The 16041-nt window shown below is 63.8% G+C and carries 16 protein-coding genes; 14 read left to right on the top strand and 2 right to left on the bottom strand.

Annotated elements, in window-relative coordinates; translation table 11 throughout:
• Position 1 precedes the first annotated feature (1 nt).
• The 7 genes from QTA58_RS22185 (at position 2) to QTA58_RS22155 (ending at position 5466) form a co-directional block, all read left to right on the top strand.
• Complete coding sequence (locus tag QTA58_RS22185; RefSeq protein WP_289670863.1) at positions 2–838, top strand: RNA methyltransferase; 837 nt, start codon at positions 2–4, stop codon at positions 836–838.
• A complete protein-coding gene (gene murI / locus QTA58_RS22180) occupies positions 822–1619 on the top strand; it encodes a glutamate racemase (RefSeq protein ID WP_289670862.1) in 798 nt (265 codons plus the stop codon). The genes QTA58_RS22185 and murI overlap by 17 nt, the downstream gene beginning before the upstream one ends.
• Before the next feature lie 104 nt (positions 1620–1723).
• Positions 1724–2362, top strand: a complete 639-nt coding sequence (locus tag QTA58_RS22175; protein WP_289670861.1) for a LysE family translocator — start codon at positions 1724–1726, stop codon at positions 2360–2362.
• Between the two features lie 24 nt (positions 2363–2386).
• A complete protein-coding gene (locus tag QTA58_RS22170; protein WP_085424180.1) occupies positions 2387–2758 on the top strand; it encodes a GFA family protein in 372 nt (123 codons plus the stop codon).
• Between the two features lie 10 nt (positions 2759–2768).
• On the top strand, positions 2769–3401 hold the full coding sequence (locus QTA58_RS22165) for a LysE family translocator (RefSeq protein WP_289670860.1): 633 nt from the start codon (positions 2769–2771) through the stop codon (positions 3399–3401).
• A gap of 24 nt (positions 3402–3425) precedes the next feature.
• Complete coding sequence (locus tag QTA58_RS22160; protein WP_289670859.1) at positions 3426–3833, top strand: VOC family protein; 408 nt, start codon at positions 3426–3428, stop codon at positions 3831–3833.
• A gap of 118 nt (positions 3834–3951) precedes the next feature.
• Complete coding sequence (locus QTA58_RS22155) at positions 3952–5466, top strand: ATP-binding protein (RefSeq protein ID WP_289673277.1); 1515 nt, start codon at positions 3952–3954, stop codon at positions 5464–5466.
• A gap of 38 nt (positions 5467–5504) precedes the next feature.
• Here the strand turns inward: QTA58_RS22155 and QTA58_RS22150 are convergent, their stop codons facing one another.
• Positions 5505–6482, bottom strand: a complete 978-nt coding sequence (locus QTA58_RS22150) for a TerC family protein (RefSeq protein ID WP_289670858.1) — start codon at positions 6480–6482, stop codon at positions 5505–5507.
• 331 nt (positions 6483–6813) lie between these two features.
• Between QTA58_RS22150 and rpsD the strand changes: the two genes are divergently transcribed.
• The gene (rpsD, locus tag QTA58_RS22145; protein ID WP_085424184.1) at positions 6814–7431 is read left to right on the top strand and encodes a 30S ribosomal protein S4; all 618 of its coding nucleotides are present in this window, start codon (positions 6814–6816) and stop codon (positions 7429–7431) included.
• 58 nt (positions 7432–7489) lie between these two features.
• Here rpsD and sthA read toward each other — a convergent pair whose 3' ends face one another.
• Positions 7490–8974 (bottom strand): Si-specific NAD(P)(+) transhydrogenase, encoded by a 1485-nt coding sequence (gene sthA, locus QTA58_RS22140; RefSeq protein ID WP_289670857.1) that lies wholly within the window; start codon positions 8972–8974, stop codon positions 7490–7492.
• A gap of 216 nt (positions 8975–9190) precedes the next feature.
• On the opposite strand from sthA, the gene QTA58_RS22135 reads away from it, so the two are divergent.
• The 6 genes from QTA58_RS22135 to QTA58_RS22110 all read left to right on the top strand — a co-directional run bounded on the left by QTA58_RS22135 (position 9191) and on the right by QTA58_RS22110 (position 16030).
• The gene (locus tag QTA58_RS22135; protein WP_289670856.1) at positions 9191–9970 is read left to right on the top strand and encodes a FadR/GntR family transcriptional regulator; all 780 of its coding nucleotides are present in this window, start codon (positions 9191–9193) and stop codon (positions 9968–9970) included.
• 59 nt (positions 9971–10029) lie between these two features.
• Positions 10030–11538, top strand: coding sequence for an ABC transporter substrate-binding protein (locus QTA58_RS22130; RefSeq protein ID WP_289670855.1), 1509 nt, complete (start codon positions 10030–10032; stop codon positions 11536–11538).
• Between the two features lie 83 nt (positions 11539–11621).
• On the top strand, positions 11622–12569 hold the full coding sequence (locus QTA58_RS22125) for an ABC transporter permease (RefSeq protein ID WP_085424187.1): 948 nt from the start codon (positions 11622–11624) through the stop codon (positions 12567–12569).
• Positions 12566–13441 carry an ABC transporter permease gene (locus QTA58_RS22120; protein WP_289670854.1) on the top strand — a complete coding sequence of 292 codons (876 nt, stop codon included), beginning with the start codon at positions 12566–12568 and terminating at the stop codon, positions 13439–13441. Before QTA58_RS22125 ends, QTA58_RS22120 begins: the two co-directional genes overlap by 4 nt.
• A 40-nt stretch (positions 13442–13481) precedes the next feature.
• Entirely contained in the window at positions 13482–15266 is a 1785-nt protein-coding gene (locus tag QTA58_RS22115; protein WP_289670853.1) for a gamma-glutamyltransferase family protein, read from the top strand.
• A 2-nt stretch (positions 15267–15268) separates the two neighbouring features.
• Positions 15269–16030, top strand: a complete 762-nt coding sequence (locus QTA58_RS22110; protein ID WP_289670852.1) for a DUF1028 domain-containing protein — start codon at positions 15269–15271, stop codon at positions 16028–16030.
• Positions 16031–16041: the final 11 nt, after the last annotated feature.

The raw sequence follows: 16041 nt of genomic DNA, 5'->3' as shown, positions 1-16041 counted from the left end.
GATGTCAGGGACGAACAGCGAGCGCGAACTGATTGCGGAAGGGCCGGCGATCGTGCTGGTGGAGCCTCAGCTTGGCGAGAATATCGGCATGGTGGCGCGCGCCATGGCCAATTTCGGCCTTGCCGAACTGAGGCTCGTCAATCCGCGCGACGGCTGGCCGAGCGAGAAGGCGCGCGCTGCCGCCTCCAAGGCCGACCACGTGATCGACGCGACCAAGGTCTACGAAACGCTGGAAGAGGCGATCAGGGACCTGAACTTCGTCTATGCCACCACGGCGCGCGAGCGCTACGGCTTCAAGCCGGTGCGGTCGCCGGTGATAGCGGCCACGACGTTGCAGACGAAATTCCGGGCAGGCGAAAAGACCGGCATTCTCTTCGGCCGCGAGCGCTGGGGCCTCACCAACGAGGAGGTGGCGCTCGCCGACGAGATCGTCACGTTTCCCGTCAATCCCGCCTTCGCTTCGCTCAACATCGCCCAGGCCGTGCTTCTGATGTCCTACGAATGGATGAAATCGGGAATGGAGGACCTCGGCGAGACGCCTTTCCAGGCCGTCGGACAGCGGCCCTCCACCAAGGAACAGCTGTTCGGCCTGTTCGAGCATCTGGAAGAGGCGCTCGACGCACGCAACTATTTTCATCCGCCCGCGAAAAAGCCAAAAATGATCGACAACCTGCGCGCCGTCATCTCGCGGCGGGGTTTTACGGAACAGGAGATCAGCGTGTTCCGGGGCGTCATCAGTTCGCTCGACCGTTTCCCGCGGCGATGGCCGAAGCAGGAGAAGGCGGGCGATCCCCAAGGGGATATCGGGGAGAATACGGGGAATGACGCAGACGAGTGAACTGAAGCCGGTGCTGATGTTCGATTCCGGCATCGGCGGACTGACGGTGCTGCGCGAGGCGCGCGTCCTGATGCCGGAACGCGGCTTCATCTATATCGCCGATGATGCGGGTTTTCCTTATGGCGGCTGGGAAGAGCCGGCGCTCAAGGAGCGCATTCTCTCCCTCTTCGAAAAGCTGCTGAAGGAATACGATCCGGAAGTCTGCGTGATCGCCTGCAACACGGCATTCACGCTGGCCGGCGCGGATCTGCGGGAAAAATTCCCCGGGATGACCTTTGTCGGCACGGTGCCGGCGATCAAGCCGGCCGCCGAGCGCACCCGCTCCGGTCTCGTTTCCGTGCTCGCGACGCCGGGGACGGTGAAGCGCGCCTATACCCGCGATCTCATCCAGTCCTTCGCGACCCAATGCCATGTGCGGCTCGTCGGCTCGGAAAATCTCGCGCGCATGGCCGAAGCCTATATCCGCGGCGAGGCGATCTCCGACGAGGCCGTCATGGCGGAGATCGAGCCGTGCTTCATCGACAAGGACGGGAAAAAGACCGACATCGTCGTGCTCGCCTGCACGCATTATCCCTTCATGGCGAATGTCTTCCGGCGGCTCGCTCCCTGGCCGGTCGACTGGCTCGATCCGGCCGAGGCGATCGCGAGGCAGGCGCGCCGCAAGGTGCCGCTCGTCGACGGCGCTGAGCATCCCGACAATTACGATTTCGCCGTCTTCACCTCCGGCAGCCCGGATTTCGCGACCCGGCGGCTGATGCAGGGTTTCGGGTTGAGGGCATAGCAGGCGGTCGGGATCAGGGAAGGGGCGGCGGCTCCTCAAAACACCCCTTGCCAAGCTTGAAATTCGGTGGCTTGCTCGCCTCCTTCTCTGGAGGAATTTCGAAAATGTCGCTTGAACACTGGCTTGCCTTCGTCGCCGCGTCGTCCGTCCTGCTCGCGATACCCGGACCGACGATCCTGCTGGTCATCTCCTATGCGCTGAGCCACGGCCGCAGGGTCGCCACCGCGACCGTCGCCGGCGTCGCGCTCGGCGACTTCACCGCGATGACCGCTTCGATGCTCGGTCTCGGCGCGCTGCTTGCGACCTCCGCGGCGCTCTTCACGGTGCTGAAATGGGTGGGTGCTGCCTATCTCATCTATCTCGGCATCAAGCTCTGGCGCGCTCCGGTGTCCGAAAGGACGGCTGATGTCGACGAGGCGGAGACGCAGTCGGCCAAGCCCTTCCGCGTCTTCCTGCATGCCTATGCGGTGACGGCGCTCAATCCGAAGAGCATCGTCTTCTTCGTCGCCTTCCTGCCGCAGTTCCTCGATCTTTCGAAGCCGCTCTTCCTGCAGATGGCGATCTTCGAGATCACCTTCCTGACGCTCGCGACGTTGAACGCGACGCTCTATGGTCTCTTGGCAGCGCTGGCGCGCAACCAGATCCGCAAGCCGAAGGTCCAGAGGATCGTCAACCGCACCGGCGGTTCGCTGATGATCGGGGCCGGCCTGCTTTCGATCGGTTTCAAGCGCGCCGCCGCATAAGCTTTCATCTGGGAGGAGGAGCAGATGCTGACGGGACGTTGCCATTGCGGCGAAACGATTTTCGAGATCGACGGCGAGCTGCCGCAGGCGCTCACCCGCTGCACCTGTACCTTCTGCTCGAGGCGGGGCACACTTTACGCCTATTACGAACCGAAGCGGGTGCATGTGAAGGCGGACCCCGCCAGCGACCGGGTCTACCGCTGGAACTCCAAACTGGTGGCGCATCATTTCTGCGGCACCTGCGGCTGCACGACCTATAGCGACAGCCCGGATTTCCAGCTGGACGGGACATGGGACGGCAAGACGCGCCGCTTCGGCGTGAATGCAAGGCTGTTCGACGATTTCGATGCCGAGGAATGGCCGCATACGGTCATCGACGGCAGAAACCTCTGGTAGGAGAAGGCTTATGAACGAGGTGACCCTGCTTGCCTTTGCGATCGTCGCTTTCATCGGCATTGCGACGCCGGGGCCGACCGTGCTTCTGGCGCTGACCAACGGTTCGCGTTACGGGCTCAAACGGGCGCTGCCGGGCATGGCAGGTGCCATGCTCTCCGATTTCGTGCTGATCGGTGCCGTGGCGTTGGGCCTCGGCGCGCTGCTTGCGGCTTCCGAATTCTGGTTCTCTGTCGTCAAATGGCTGGGTGCCGGCTATCTCGCCTTCCTCGGCATCATGCTTATCCGCTCCAAAGGATCGCTTGACGTTACGGAAGGTTCCGTAACGTCAGGCTCGGGCTCTGCGAGATCGGTCTTCCTGAAAAGCTTTCTGGTGGCGGTGACCAATCCCAAAGGCTACCTGTTCTTCTCGGCCTTCCTGCCCCAGTTCATCACGGCCGATGCGCCGCAGGCGCCGCAATACGCGATCCTCGCGATCGTCTTCGCGCTGGTCGATTTCGCGGTCATGTTCGCCTATGCGCTGCTCGGCTCGCGGGCCGTGCATCTTTTGAAGAAGAAGGGTGCGCTCTGGCTCGACCGGCTCTGCGGCGGGGCGCTTCTGGCGCTCGCGGGGTCGCTGGCCTTCTATCGAAAGGCCGCCGGTTAAGAGCCGATCAAAAAGGAGGACGTCATGCCGAATCCGGTGAAATCGGTGAGGCCGTTCCTGATGTTCCAGGGCGGCCGTTGCGAGGAGGCGATCACCTTCTATACCTCCGTGCTGCCGGAAAGCCGGATCGTCGATATCAAGCGCTACGGACCGGGCGAGATGGGAGCGGAAGGCAGCGTGTTCCGCGCGACCTTCGAGCTTGCGGGCCAGCAGGTGGATTGCATCGACAGTCCGGTCAGGCACGCCTTCGACTTCACGCCGTCCTTTTCCTTCTTCGTGGAATGCGGCACGGAGGAAGAGCTCGCGCGGCTGGCCGGCGCTCTCGGAGAAGGCGGGGCGTTCCTTATGCCGATCGACAATTACGGGTTCAGCCGGAAGTTCTGCTGGCTGAACGACCGCTTCGGCATCTCCTGGCAGCTCAATTTCGAGTAGCTCCAAAGCCTGTGCATTTTCGCTCTTGCCCGGCGAAACGAATCCCGGTCTCTGTTATGGCAGCAGAGTCGCGGGGCCGGTGAGTCACGGCGAAGAGACGGCAGACGAGGGAATTGCATTGCAGGTCGGCATCGATATGGGAACTGTGGCCGGGGGCGATCCCGCCAAGCTCGATATCGAGGAGCTTCTGGCCACCCGCCTGCTCGTGCAGGGCAATTCCGGTTCGGGAAAGTCGCACCTTCTGCGGCGCCTGCTCGAACAGTCCGCTCCCTGGGTGCAGCAGGTCGTCATCGATCCGGAAGGCGATTTCGTCACCCTTTCGGACAAGTATGGCCATGTGGTCGTCGACGGAGAGCGCACCGAAGCCGAGCTTGCCGGCATCGCCAACCGCATTCGGAAGAACCGCGTATCCTGCGTTCTGACGCTCGAAGGTCTCGATATCGAGGAACAGATGCGGGCTGCCGGCGCCTTCCTCAACGGCCTCTTCGATGCCGACCGCGAATTCTGGTATCCGGTGCTGGTGGTGGTGGACGAGGCGCAGATGTTCGCGCCCTCCGTCGGCGGCGATGTTTCCGAGGATGCCCGGAAGATGTCGCTCGGTGCCATGACCAATCTGATGTGCCGCGGCCGCAAGCGCGGTCTTGCCGGCGTCATCGCCACCCAGCGGCTGGCGAAGCTCGCCAAGAACGTCGCGGCGGAGGCTTCGAACTTCCTGATGGGCCGCACCTTCCTCGATATCGACATGGCCCGCGCCGCCGACCTGCTCGGCATGGACCGCCGCCAGGCGGAAATGTTCCGCGACCTGAAGCGCGGCAATTTCGTCGCTCTCGGCCCGGCCCTGTCGCGCCGTCCGCTGCCGATCGTCATCGGCTCGGTCGAAACCTCCGCGCGCTCGTCGAGCCCCAAGCTGATGCCGCTGCCGGATGCGCCGCAGGATGTCGAGGACCTGATCTTCACGCCCGATCCGGAGGAATTCACCCGGCCGATCGTCCGCCGCGCGCCGCCGCAGCCGCGCCCCACCACCGATATCCTCGCGGAACTCTCGCGCTCGACGCCGGCGGCTGCGCCCGCACCGCAGGAAGCGCGCGCCCCGCAGCCGGAACTTTCGCCGGAGGAGCGGGAGGAGCGGCTTTCCGCCGTGCTGTCGGAAATTCTCGACGACCCGCAATCGGCTTACCGGACGGATTCCGTTCTCTATCAGGATTTTCTGGTCCGCGCCCGCATGCGTCGCCTGCCCGGGCCGCCGCTCTCGCTTTCCGAGTTCCGCCGCCGCGTGGCGATCGCCCGGTCCGGCGTGGATGCGGAGACCGCAGCCGGGGATGCGTGGCAGACGGCGCTTTCGCTTTCGTCCGGCGTTTCGGACGACCTCCAGGGCGTGTTCCTGATGATGGCGAAGGCCGCGATTGCCGGCGAGGAGTGCCCTTCGGACGCCCGCATAGCGCGCGCCTACGGCACGCATTCGGCACGGCGCGCGCGGCGTCTGCTCGGCTATTTCGAGGAGCAGGGCCTGATCGTCGTGCATGCGGATTTTGCCGGCAAGCGTATCGTCGCCTTCCCGGATTTGCAGGCCGAGACCGCGCCCGGCAATGCGGATGCGCCGGACGAGGGCGAGGCGAGGGCGGCTGCCGAATAGCTCCCCCGCCAGGTAGGGGCGGGAGAGCCGGCTTCATGTCAGGTCACTTCGTTTTCCTTGCGGGTCGCCCAGAGCGAGCCGAGAATGCCGGCCGCCAGGATCGAAACCGTGACGCCGAGGGAGATGGACGGCGGGATTTTCGCGATCCCCAGCATGTCGGCCACGAAAATCTTGGAACCGACGAAGATCAGCACCGCCGCCAGCGAGTATTTGAGATAGGCGAAGCGGTGCATCAGGGCTGCAAGCGCGAAATAGAGCGCGCGCAGACCGAGGATCGCGAAGATGTTCGAGGTGTAGACCAGGAACGGGTCCGTGGTGATCGCGAAGATCGCCGGGATGGAGTCGACCGCGAAGACGAGGTCCGCCAGCTCCACCATGACGAGCGCCAGGAAGAGTGGCGTCACGAAGGTCTTCAGCCTGCCGGTCTTGTCCTTTTCGCGTACGAAGAAGCTCTCTCCGCGCAGGCCCTGCGTGACAGGCAGGCGCCTGCGCAGGAATTTCAGCACCGCGTTGTTGCCGATATCCTCCTCGCTGTGGTCGGAGGAGATCAGCATCTTGATGCCGGTGAAGAGCAGGAAGGCGGCGAAGAGGTAGAGAACCCAGTGGAAGTTCTCCACGATCGCGGCACCGCCGGCGATCATGATGCCGCGAAGCACGATCACGCCGAGGATGCCGTAGAGCAGCACGCGGTGCTGGTACTGTCGCGGTATGGCGAAATAGGAGAAGATCATGGCGATGATGAAGATGTTGTCCATCGCCAGGCTTTTCTCAACGACGAAGCCGGTGAGATATTCGACCGCGGGCTGCTGGCCGGACTGGAACCATATCCAGCCGCCGAAGGCGAGACCTATCGCGATGTAGAAAGCAGACATCCACATGCTTTCCCTGACGCCGATTTCCTTCGATTCCTTGTGAAGGACGCCGAGGTCGAGAGCGAGCAATGCGAGGACGAGCGAGAGGAAGAGCGCCCACATCCATGCGGGCGTACCGAGAAAATCCAAAAACAGGAAGTCCATCAGTCAACCTTATCCGGACGAGGTTGGCTTTATAGAGGGTCCGACATCACGTATGTCCGGAATACGCCAGAGGGGCCCGGAACCCAGTCCGCTAGATCGTTGTTCCAGCCGGCCGGTTCAAGAGCCGGTTGACATTTTTTCATCCGCGGCCTAAAGACCCCGCCAACGCCGGGCTTCAACGCCCGGTGTTTCATTTGACATGTCCCGTGGTTCTCTCCGATCGCTTTCGTGAGAAACCTGTCAGAGCCTCTAAATCGGGGTTCAGAGGAGGGCGTGTTTCCTTGATCCGGTTTGGCAGCAAACCGGTGCAACCGTTTGAGAAGGAAATGCGATGAGCAAGCGCGAATCGTCCAAGTACAAAATTGACCGCCGTATGGGCGAAAACATCTGGGGCCGTCCGAAGTCCCCGGTCAACCGTCGTGAATACGGCCCGGGCCAGCACGGCCAGCGCCGCAAGGGCAAGCTCTCCGACTTCGGCGTGCAGCTGCGCGCCAAGCAGAAGCTGAAGGGCTATTACGGCGATCTGCGCGAAAAGCAGTTCCGCGCGATCTATGACGAAGCCAACCGCCGCAAGGGCGACACGTCGGAGAACCTGATCGGCCTCCTGGAATCGCGCCTCGACGCGATCGTCTATCGCGCCAAGTTCGTGCCGACGGTCTTTGCCGCCCGCCAGTTCGTCAACCACGGCCACGTGACCGTCAACGGCGTTCGGGTCAACATCGGTTCCTACCGTTGCAAGGCCGGCGACGTGATCGAAGTCCGCCAGAAGTCGAAGCAGCTCGTTTCGGTACTGGAAGCCGTCCAGCTCGCAGAGCGCGACGTTCCGGACTATATCGAAGTCGACCACAACAAGATGGTTGCCACCTTTGCTCGCGTTCCGAGCCTGTCCGACGTGCCTTACGCCGTCGTCATGGAACCGCAGCTGGTCGTCGAATTCTATTCGCGTTAACCGCAGGAAAATGGCCCCGGAAGGGGCCATTGTCATATGGAAAGACCGGAAAGCCGCCTCACTTCGAGGCGGCTTTTTTCTTGTCCGCCGTGACGGTCGTGGTCGCGGTGGTGTCGAGCGGCTGGGCGGTCGCGACCGGGGCTTCCTTCGGCAGCTCGCCCATGCGGTTCCAGGCGTCGAGACCGGCGATCTTGTAGGCTTCGGCAAGCGTGGGATAGTTGAACGTATTCTCGACGAAATATTCGACCGTGCCCTTGAGGTTGAGGACGGCCTGGCCGATGTGGACGAGTTCGGTCGCCCCTTCGCCGACGATATGCACCCCGAGCAGGCGGCGGGTCTTCAGCGAGAAGATCAGTTTCAGGAGGCCGGTGTCGAGGCCCATGATATGGCCGCGCGAAGTCTCGCGGAAGCGGGCGATGCCGCATTCGTAGGGAATGCCGCGCTCCTTCATCTCCTCCTCCGTCAGGCCGCAGGTGGAGATTTCCGGCACGGCATAGATGCCGTAGGGGAAATATTTCTGCGGCTCCTTGGCGATTGCGCCCACGGCGACGCGGGCGGCGATGCGGCCCTGTTCCATGGAGGTCGAAGCAAGGCTCGGGAAGCCGACGACGTCGCCGGCGGCGTAGATGCCGGGAACCGAGGTCTCGAAGGTTTCCGGATTGACCTTGAGACGGCCGCGGCTGTCGGCTTCGAGCCCGGCTGCGGCGAGATTCAGCGTGTCGGTGGCGCCCATGCGACCGGCGGCGAAGAGCACCATGTCGGTGACGATACGGCGGCCGCTGTCGACCTGAACCGAAACCTTGCCGTCGGGAAGCCGCTCGACCTTCTCGGCCTTCTGGCCGAGCAGCAGCTTCATGTTCCGGTCGCGCAGCTGATAGGTGAAATCCTCGACGATCTCCTTGTCGATGAAGTCGAGCATGGTCGGCTTCGGATCGATGACGGTGACCGCGGTGTCGAGCGCCGAGAAGATGGTCGCATATTCGATGCCGATGACGCCGGCGCCGATGACGACCATGGAACGGGGAAGTTCCTCGATTTCCAGCAGTTCGTCGCTGTCGACGACCGTCTTGCCGTCGAAGGGCATGTAGTCCGGGCGAAAGGGCTTGGTGCCGACGGCAAGCAGGATCGATTTGCTCGTGGCGTGCAGGATCTCCCCGTCGTCCTTGGCGATCGCCAGCGTATCGGGCGTGACGAAAGTGGCCTTGCCGCGAATGCTTTGAACCCGATTGCGGGCGAACTGGTGCTCGAGCACCTCGACCTCGTGATCGAGGGTGATGATGAGGCGGCGGCGCAGGTCTTCCGCGCTGATCTCCTGCTTGACGCGATAGGCCCGGCCGTAGAAGCCGCGCTCGCGCCAGCCGGAAAGGTTGAGAGCGGTCTCGCGCAGCGTCTTCGACGGGATCGTGCCGGTATGCACGGAGACGCCGCCGACCCTTTTGCCCTGTTCGACGACCAGGACCTTCTTGCCGAGTTTGGCCGCCTGAATGGCTGCCCGGCGACCGGCCGGTCCGCTGCCGACGACGATGAGGTCGTATTGGTTCATGAAATGCTCCGCTTCGAAAATGCCCGCCGCCGCAATGCGGCCGCGCTCTCGCTTCTCTTGTAGCCGCCTATTCTAAAGTTTTGATTGCGGTGCATTCAAGCCTCGATTCCGGTCGTTCTGCATAGATTTTGTGCATCGCGGAAATTGCCGAAAAATTGCCTTGACGCAGGGCCGGAAATGCCATCCATTGGAACCAATTAAAAATTGGTCCAGAAAATGGTACAGGGGAAAACAGGCGAGGCTCACGACAACTCGAACTATGCGCTCGACCGCCTGAGGGAGCTCCTTGGGGCGGGAGAGCTTGGTTCGGAAGGGCGCCTGCCGACGGAACGGGCATTGGCCGAGATGCTCGGGATAAGCCGTCGGGTGGTGCGCCGCGCATTGGAAGTGCTTGAGGCGGAAGGCCTGATCTGGCGCCGCCAGGGGTCGGGGACGTTTGTCGGCGAACGTCCCCACCGTTTCAGCGAGCATCTTGGCGATATCGTCGCCGGCACCGATTTCATGGAGCTGATGGAGGTTCGCCTCAGGATCGAGCCGCAGCTCGCCCAGCTTGCCGCCATGCGCGCCAGGCCGCGTGATGTGGAAAAGATGCGGGAGCTTGCCCGGAAGATCATCGAAAGCAGCGATGCGGACGCCCGCGAACTCTGGGACGGCGCATTGCACCGGCTGATCGCCCAGAGCGCCGGCAACCGGCTGTTCCTGTCCATTTTCGACGTGATCAACCGCGTGCGGCAGGACGAGGCATGGCGGGCGGTCCGCGAGCGTGCCCGCTCCGGGAAGAATGCGTTCGAGGTCTCCTACGCGCAGCACAAGAACATCATCGAGGCGATTGCCGCACGCGATCCGGCGCGAGCCGGCGAGGCGATGCGCGAACACATGCTGACCCTGCAGGAACGGCTCATCCGGGCGACCTCCATGGAGCACGATCACACCATTCCAAATTCCGACACCGAGGATGATCCGGAAGGATTCCGGGCGCAGAACGCGACCGCGTGAGAAGCCGGCAAACCGGCCGAGACAGAAGACAGTCTGAAACCAAGAGAGGAATGATCACAATGAAGCGACTTACCAAGTTGACGACCGCGCTGCTTGCCGGCGCGCTGTTCGCCTTTCCGGCCATGTCCGCGGAACTTCGCATCGGCCTCCAGGACGATGCCGACGTTCTCGATCCGGCCCAGTCCCGCACGTTCGTGGGCCGCATCGTCTATACGGCGTTGTGCGACAAGCTGGTCGACGTTTCGCCGGACCTGAAGATCGTTCCGCAGCTTGCGACCGAGTGGAATTGGTCCGCCGACGCCAAGGAACTCACCATGAAGATCCGCGACGGCGTCAAGTTCCACGACGGCACGGCGCTGGATGCGGCAGCCGTGGTCGCGACGATCGAGCGCAACATCAACCTGCCGGAATCCCGCCGCAAGAGCGAGCTCGCCTCCGTCGCCAAGGTCGAGGCGACCGGTCCGCTGGAAGTCAAGTTCACGCTGAAGGCACCTGACGTCACGCTGCTGGCGCAGCTTTCGGACCGCGCCGGCATGATCGTCTCGCCGGCGGCCGCCAAGGAGCTCGGCGCCAATTTCGGCTCCAAGCCCGTCTGCGCCGGCCCGTTCAAGTTCGTCGAGCGGGTCCAGCAGGACCGTATCGTGCTCGAAAAGTTCGCCGACTACTGGGACAAGGACAAGATCTTCATCGACAAGGTCACCTACCTGCCGATCCCGGATACCACCGTCCGTCTCGCCAACCTTCGGTCCGGCGATCTCGACTTCATGGAGCGCCTGGCGCCGACCGACGTGGCCGCCGTCAAGTCCGACGCGAACCTCGGTTTCGATTCCGTCGTCAACATCGGCTACATGGCGCTCTATGCGAATATCGGCAACGGCCCGCGCGCCGACAACCCGTTCGGCAAGGACAAGCGCCTGCGCCAGGCCTTCTCGCTGGCGATCGAGCGCGATGCGCTGAACCAGATCGTCTACGAAGGCACCGCCGTCGGCGGCAACCAGCCGTTCCCGCCGAACAGCCCGTGGTTCAACAAGGCGCTGCCCGTGCCGGCCCGCGACATGGAGAAGGCCAAGGCGCTGATCAAGGAAGCCGGTTTCGACCGAGTTCCGATCGAAATGCAGATACCGAACAACCCGGTCGCGCAGCAGATGATGCAGATCGTCCAGTCGATGGTCGCCGAAGCCGGTTTCGACGTCAGCCTGAAATCGACGGAATTCGCCACGCTTCTCGACGAGCAGACCCGCGGCAACTATCAGCTCAGCCGCTCCGACTGGTCCGGCCGTGTCGATCCGGATGGCAATATCCACCAGTTCATCACCTGCAAGGGCGGCATCAACGATACCAAATATTGCAACCCCGAAGTCGACAAGCTGCTGAACGAAGCACGCGCCTCGACCGACGATGCGGTCCGCAAGCAGAAATACGATGCCGCTTCGGCGATCCTCAACGACGAGCTGCCGGTCATCTATCTCGGCCACCAGTCGTGGATCTGGGCTTACAAGAAGAGCGTCACAGGTTTCGTGCCTTCTCCTGACGGCATGATCCGCCTGCAGGGCGTCAAGAAAGGCTGACCGCTTGTGCCGCGTGGGTTTTTTCCCATGCGGCACCTTTCCCAGGCACTTTGAAACGCGTTTGCAAATACGGGGGCGGCACCATGCCCGTTTACATCGGAAAGCGTCTCCTGGTCGCGATCCCGACCCTGCTGATCATCTCCGTCTTCGTCTTTTCGCTGCAGAAGCTGCTGCCGGGCGATCCGATCCTGGCCATGGCCGGCGAGGAGCGCGATCCGGCGGTCATCGAATTCCTGCGCGACAAGTACCGGCTGAACGATCCCGTCGTCGTGCAATATTTCTACTGGCTGGGCGGCGTGCTCACCGGCGATTTCGGCATCTCGCTGCGCACCAACCAGCCGGTCCTGGAGCTGATCCTGCAGAAGCTGCCGGTGACGATCCAGCTCGCCGTCATGGCGATGTTCTTCGCCATGCTGATCGGCATTCCGATCGGCATCCTGGCGGCGGTCAAGAAGAACACGGCGATCGATTACATCGCCAATATCGTCGCGCTGTCGGGCCTCTCGATCCCGAATTTCTGGCTCGGCATCATGCTGATCCTGCTGATTTCCGTGCAGCTCGGCTGGCTGCCGGCCTCGGGCTACGAATCGATCTTCGTCGATCCCGTCCGCTCGCTTCAGACCATGATCATGCCGGCCTTCGTGCTCGGCAACGCGCTCGCCGCGACCTTGATGCGCCACACCCGCTCGGCCATGGTCGGCGTGCTCAGCGCCGACTATATCCGCACCGCCCGCGCCAAGGGGCTTTCGCCGCGCGAGGTGGTGCTGAGCCACAGCTTCCGCAACGCGCTGCTGCCGGTCGTCACGCTGTCGGCGCTGCTCTTCGGCGAGCTGCTCGCCGGCGCCGTGCTGACGGAGCAGATCTTCACCATTCCGGGCTTCGGCAAGCTGATCGTCGATGCGGTCTTCAACCGCGATTATGCGGTGGTGCAGGGCGTGGTGCTCTGCACGGCGGTCGGTTTCATCCTCATGAATCTGATAGCGGACGTGCTCTATGTCCTGCTCAATCCGCGTCTGAGGGCGACCCTATGACCACGATGGACCAAGCCGTGCCCTCCGTGGCGGCGAAGCGGGAGCAGAGCCGCGCCTGGCGCAAGATGAAGCGCAACAAGTCGGCGCTCGTCGGCGCCGCGATCGTCCTGTTCTTCACCGTCCTGGCGGCCGCGGCACCCGTCCTGCCGATCATCGATCCCGTCGCCACGAGCTGGTCGGCGATCCGCAAGGCGCCGTCCGCCGTGCACTGGCTCGGCACCGACGATCTCGGCCGCGACATTCTCTCCCGCATGATCTGGGGAGCGCAGGCCTCGCTGATGGCGGGCGTCTTCTCCGTCGCCATCGCGGTCTGCATCGGCGTGCCCTTCGGCCTCGTCTCCGGCTATTTCGGCGGCTGGGTGGACATGGTGATCTCGCGCATCACCGAGGCGCTGCTCGCCATGCCTTTTCTCATCATGGCGATCGCGCTGGCGGCTTTCCTCGGGCCGAGCCTGATGAACGCAATGATCGCGATCGGGCTCTCCGCCATGCCGATCTTCGTGCGGCTGACGCGCGGCCAGGTGCTGGCGGTCAAGACGGAAGATTACGTCGAGGGCGCGCGTGCCGTCGGCCTGAACCATGTGGAGATCATGGTCCGCTACATCCTGCCGAATGTCGTGGCGCCGATCATCGTGCAGGCGACGCTGACGATCGCCACCGCCATCATCGCCGAGGCGAGCCTTTCCTTCCTCGGCCTCGGCCAGCAGCCGCCGGCGCCGTCCTGGGGATCGATGCTCAACGTCGCCAAGAATTTCCTGAGCCAGGCGCCGTGGATGGCGCTGTGGCCGGGTATCGCAATCTTCCTCGTCGTCATAGGCTTCAATCTTCTGGGCGACGGCCTGCGCGACGCGCTGGATCCCCGCGAGGCGTAGTGACCGGGCGAAGCATGGGTTTCAAAAAGGATTTCCGAGAATGACTGAATTCACCACAAGGCCCGAAATCCTCGGCACGTTCGGGGTCGTGACGTCGACCCACTGGATCGCGTCGGCGGTCGGCATGTCGATCCTCGAAAAGGGCGGCAATGCCTTCGATGCGGCGGTCGCGACCGGCTTCGTGCTGCAGATCGTCGAGCCGCATCTTTGCGGTCCGGGCGGCGACATGCCGGCGATCTTCTATTCGAAGAAGAAGGACAAGGTCGAGGTCATCTGCGCGCAAGGGCCGGCGCCGGCGGGCGCGACCATCGAGCACTACACCTCCGAAGGCTTGGCGATGATCCCCGGCGACGGCCTGCTCGCGACCGTCATTCCCGGCGCCTTCGACGGCTGGATGCTGATGCTGCGCGACTACGGCACGATGAGCGTCCGCGACGTGCTGGAGCCGGCGATCTATTACGCCGAGAACGGCCATCCGGTGCTGGCCCGCGTCTCGGCCACCATCAAGGGGCTCGCGGGCTTCTTCGAGAAGGAATGGCCGACCTCCTACGCGACCTGGCTTCCGGGCGGAGCCGCTCCGGAGCCGCTCTCCAACTTCAAGAACCCGGTTCTGGCCGAAACCTGGAAGCGCGTCGTCGCGGAGGCCGAGGCGAAGAGCGGCCGCGAAAACCAGATCGAGGCCGCCCGCGATGCCTTCTACCGCGGCTTCGTCGCCGAGGCGATCGACGCCTATGTCCGCACCGCCGAGGTCATGGACGCCAGCGGCTCCCGCCACAGGGGCGTGCTGACGGCGCAGGACATGGCGAGCTGGCAAGCGACGGTCGAGGCGCCGCAGACCTACGACTATCACGACTGGACCGTCGCCAAGACGCCGGCCTGGGGGCAGGGGCCGGTGCTCCTGCAGTCTCTGGCGCTGCTGAAAGGCTTCGATCTTTCGTCCATGGACCCGTCCGGCGCCGACTTCGTGCATGTCGTCGTGGAAGCCATGAAGCTCGCCTATGCCGACCGGGAGGTCTATTACGGCGACCCGGATTTCGCGCAGATCCCGGCCGAATACCTGCTGTCGGAAGGTTACAATGCCGAGCGCCGCAAGCTGATCGGCGGGCAAGCCTCGCTGGATCTTCGCCCCGGCCGCGTGCCGGGTTACGACCATCAGCTCGATCTAACCATGGCGATGCTGGGCGAGGTGAGCGGCAAGGGCGCGGTCTACGAGCCGACCATGTCGCATCTTACCGAAAAGCGCGGCGACACCGTCCATATCGACGTCATCGACCGCTGGGGCAACATGGTCTCGACCACGCCGTCGGGCGGCTGGCTGCAGTCTTCGCCGATCGTGCCGGGTCTCGGCTTCGCGCTGAACTCGCGTGCCCAGATGTTCTGGCTGAAGCCGGGCCTGCCGACCTCGCTGGAACCGGGAAAGCGTCCGCGCACGACGCTGACGCCGTCGCTCGCGCTGCACCAGGGCCGCCCGACGCTGGTTTTCGGCACGCCCGGCGGCGACCAGCAGGACCAGTGGCAGCTTCCCTTCTTCCTGCGCTACGTGCACCACAAAAAGAACCTGCAGGCGGCGATCGACATGCCGCTCTTCCACACGACCCATTTCCCGGGCTCGTTCTACCCGCGCACCCGCGAGCCGGGCAATATCATGGTGGAAAGCAATGTCGGGCCGGAGGTTCTGGCCGAGCTTCGCCGCCGCGGCCATCAGGTGACTGTGGCCGATCCGTGGAGCGTCGGCCGTCTGACGGCCGCACGCCGCGATGCCGACGGACTGATGCGGGCGGCGGCGACGCCGCGCCTCATGCAGGCCTATGCGGTGGGGAGATAGCCATGACCTGGTCGATCGTCGCACGCGATCCCGAGACCGGCCATTTCGGGGTTGCCGTCGCCAGCCGCTTCTTCGCGGTCGGCGCCGCCGTGCCGCATGTCAAGGGCAGGGTGGGGGCCGTCGCCACGCAGGCCTTCGTCAGCCCGCTCTACGGCACGGACGGTCTGAAGCTGCTCGAAGAAGGCAGGTCGCCGGAAGAGATCATCGAAACGCTGACGGCCCGCGACGACGGGCGCAGGCAGCGCCAGTTCCACCTGATCGATGCTGAGGGCCGCAATGCCGCCTATACCGGCGAAATCTGCGTCGATTGGGCCGGGCATCTGGTGGACGACAACGTCTCGGTCGCCGGCAATATGCTGGCTGGTCCGCAGGTGATCGCCGAAACCCTGCGTGTCTATAAGGAGAGGGCTTCGGCCGGCGCGCCGCTTGCCGAACGCCTGCTCGACGCCATGGATGCGGGAGAAGCCGCCGGCGGCGACAAGCGCGGCAAGCAGTCCGCGGCACTCGTCCTTTATCGCGACCAGGACTATCCCTGGCTGCGCATCAATGCCGACGACCATGCCGATCCGTTGAAGGAGCTGCGCCGGCTTTATGCGGTGGCGCAGGAGCGGTACCTGCATGTCGCCGAGACCATGCCGACACGCGAAAACCCGCACGGCATGATCGACCGCCGCGTCATCGACGGGAAGATCGCCGCGCTGGAAGCCGCCCGCGAAGCGGAAGGCCGTCCCTCGGCCTCCTTCGCAACCCCGTGGAAGCCTTAAATGAGGGAAGC

Origin of the sequence: Neorhizobium sp. CSC1952 (genome assembly GCF_030378245.1) — a bacterium.
GTDB lineage: Bacteria > Pseudomonadota > Alphaproteobacteria > Rhizobiales > Rhizobiaceae > Neorhizobium > Neorhizobium oryzae_A.
Note: the sequence above shows the minus strand (reverse complement) of the source record. Positions and strands in the feature narration are given on the sequence as shown.

Coding starts and splice junctions, on each gene's coding strand:
- QTA58_RS22185 (WP_289670863.1), top strand. CDS start 2: ATGTCAGGGACGAACAGCGAGCGCGAACTGATTGCGGAAGGGCCGGCG.
- murI (WP_289670862.1), top strand. CDS start 822: ATGACGCAGACGAGTGAACTGAAGCCGGTGCTGATGTTCGATTCCGGC.
- QTA58_RS22175 (WP_289670861.1), top strand. CDS start 1,724: ATGTCGCTTGAACACTGGCTTGCCTTCGTCGCCGCGTCGTCCGTCCTG.
- QTA58_RS22170 (WP_085424180.1), top strand. CDS start 2,387: ATGCTGACGGGACGTTGCCATTGCGGCGAAACGATTTTCGAGATCGAC.
- QTA58_RS22165 (WP_289670860.1), top strand. CDS start 2,769: ATGAACGAGGTGACCCTGCTTGCCTTTGCGATCGTCGCTTTCATCGGC.
- QTA58_RS22160 (WP_289670859.1), top strand. CDS start 3,426: ATGCCGAATCCGGTGAAATCGGTGAGGCCGTTCCTGATGTTCCAGGGC.
- QTA58_RS22150 (WP_289670858.1), bottom strand. CDS start 6,482: ATGGACTTCCTGTTTTTGGATTTTCTCGGTACGCCCGCATGGATGTGG.
- rpsD (WP_085424184.1), top strand. CDS start 6,814: ATGAGCAAGCGCGAATCGTCCAAGTACAAAATTGACCGCCGTATGGGC.
- sthA (WP_289670857.1), bottom strand. CDS start 8,974: ATGAACCAATACGACCTCATCGTCGTCGGCAGCGGACCGGCCGGTCGC.
- QTA58_RS22135 (WP_289670856.1), top strand. CDS start 9,191: ATGGTACAGGGGAAAACAGGCGAGGCTCACGACAACTCGAACTATGCG.
- QTA58_RS22130 (WP_289670855.1), top strand. CDS start 10,030: ATGAAGCGACTTACCAAGTTGACGACCGCGCTGCTTGCCGGCGCGCTG.
- QTA58_RS22125 (WP_085424187.1), top strand. CDS start 11,622: ATGCCCGTTTACATCGGAAAGCGTCTCCTGGTCGCGATCCCGACCCTG.
- QTA58_RS22120 (WP_289670854.1), top strand. CDS start 12,566: ATGACCACGATGGACCAAGCCGTGCCCTCCGTGGCGGCGAAGCGGGAG.
- QTA58_RS22115 (WP_289670853.1), top strand. CDS start 13,482: ATGACTGAATTCACCACAAGGCCCGAAATCCTCGGCACGTTCGGGGTC.
- QTA58_RS22110 (WP_289670852.1), top strand. CDS start 15,269: ATGACCTGGTCGATCGTCGCACGCGATCCCGAGACCGGCCATTTCGGG.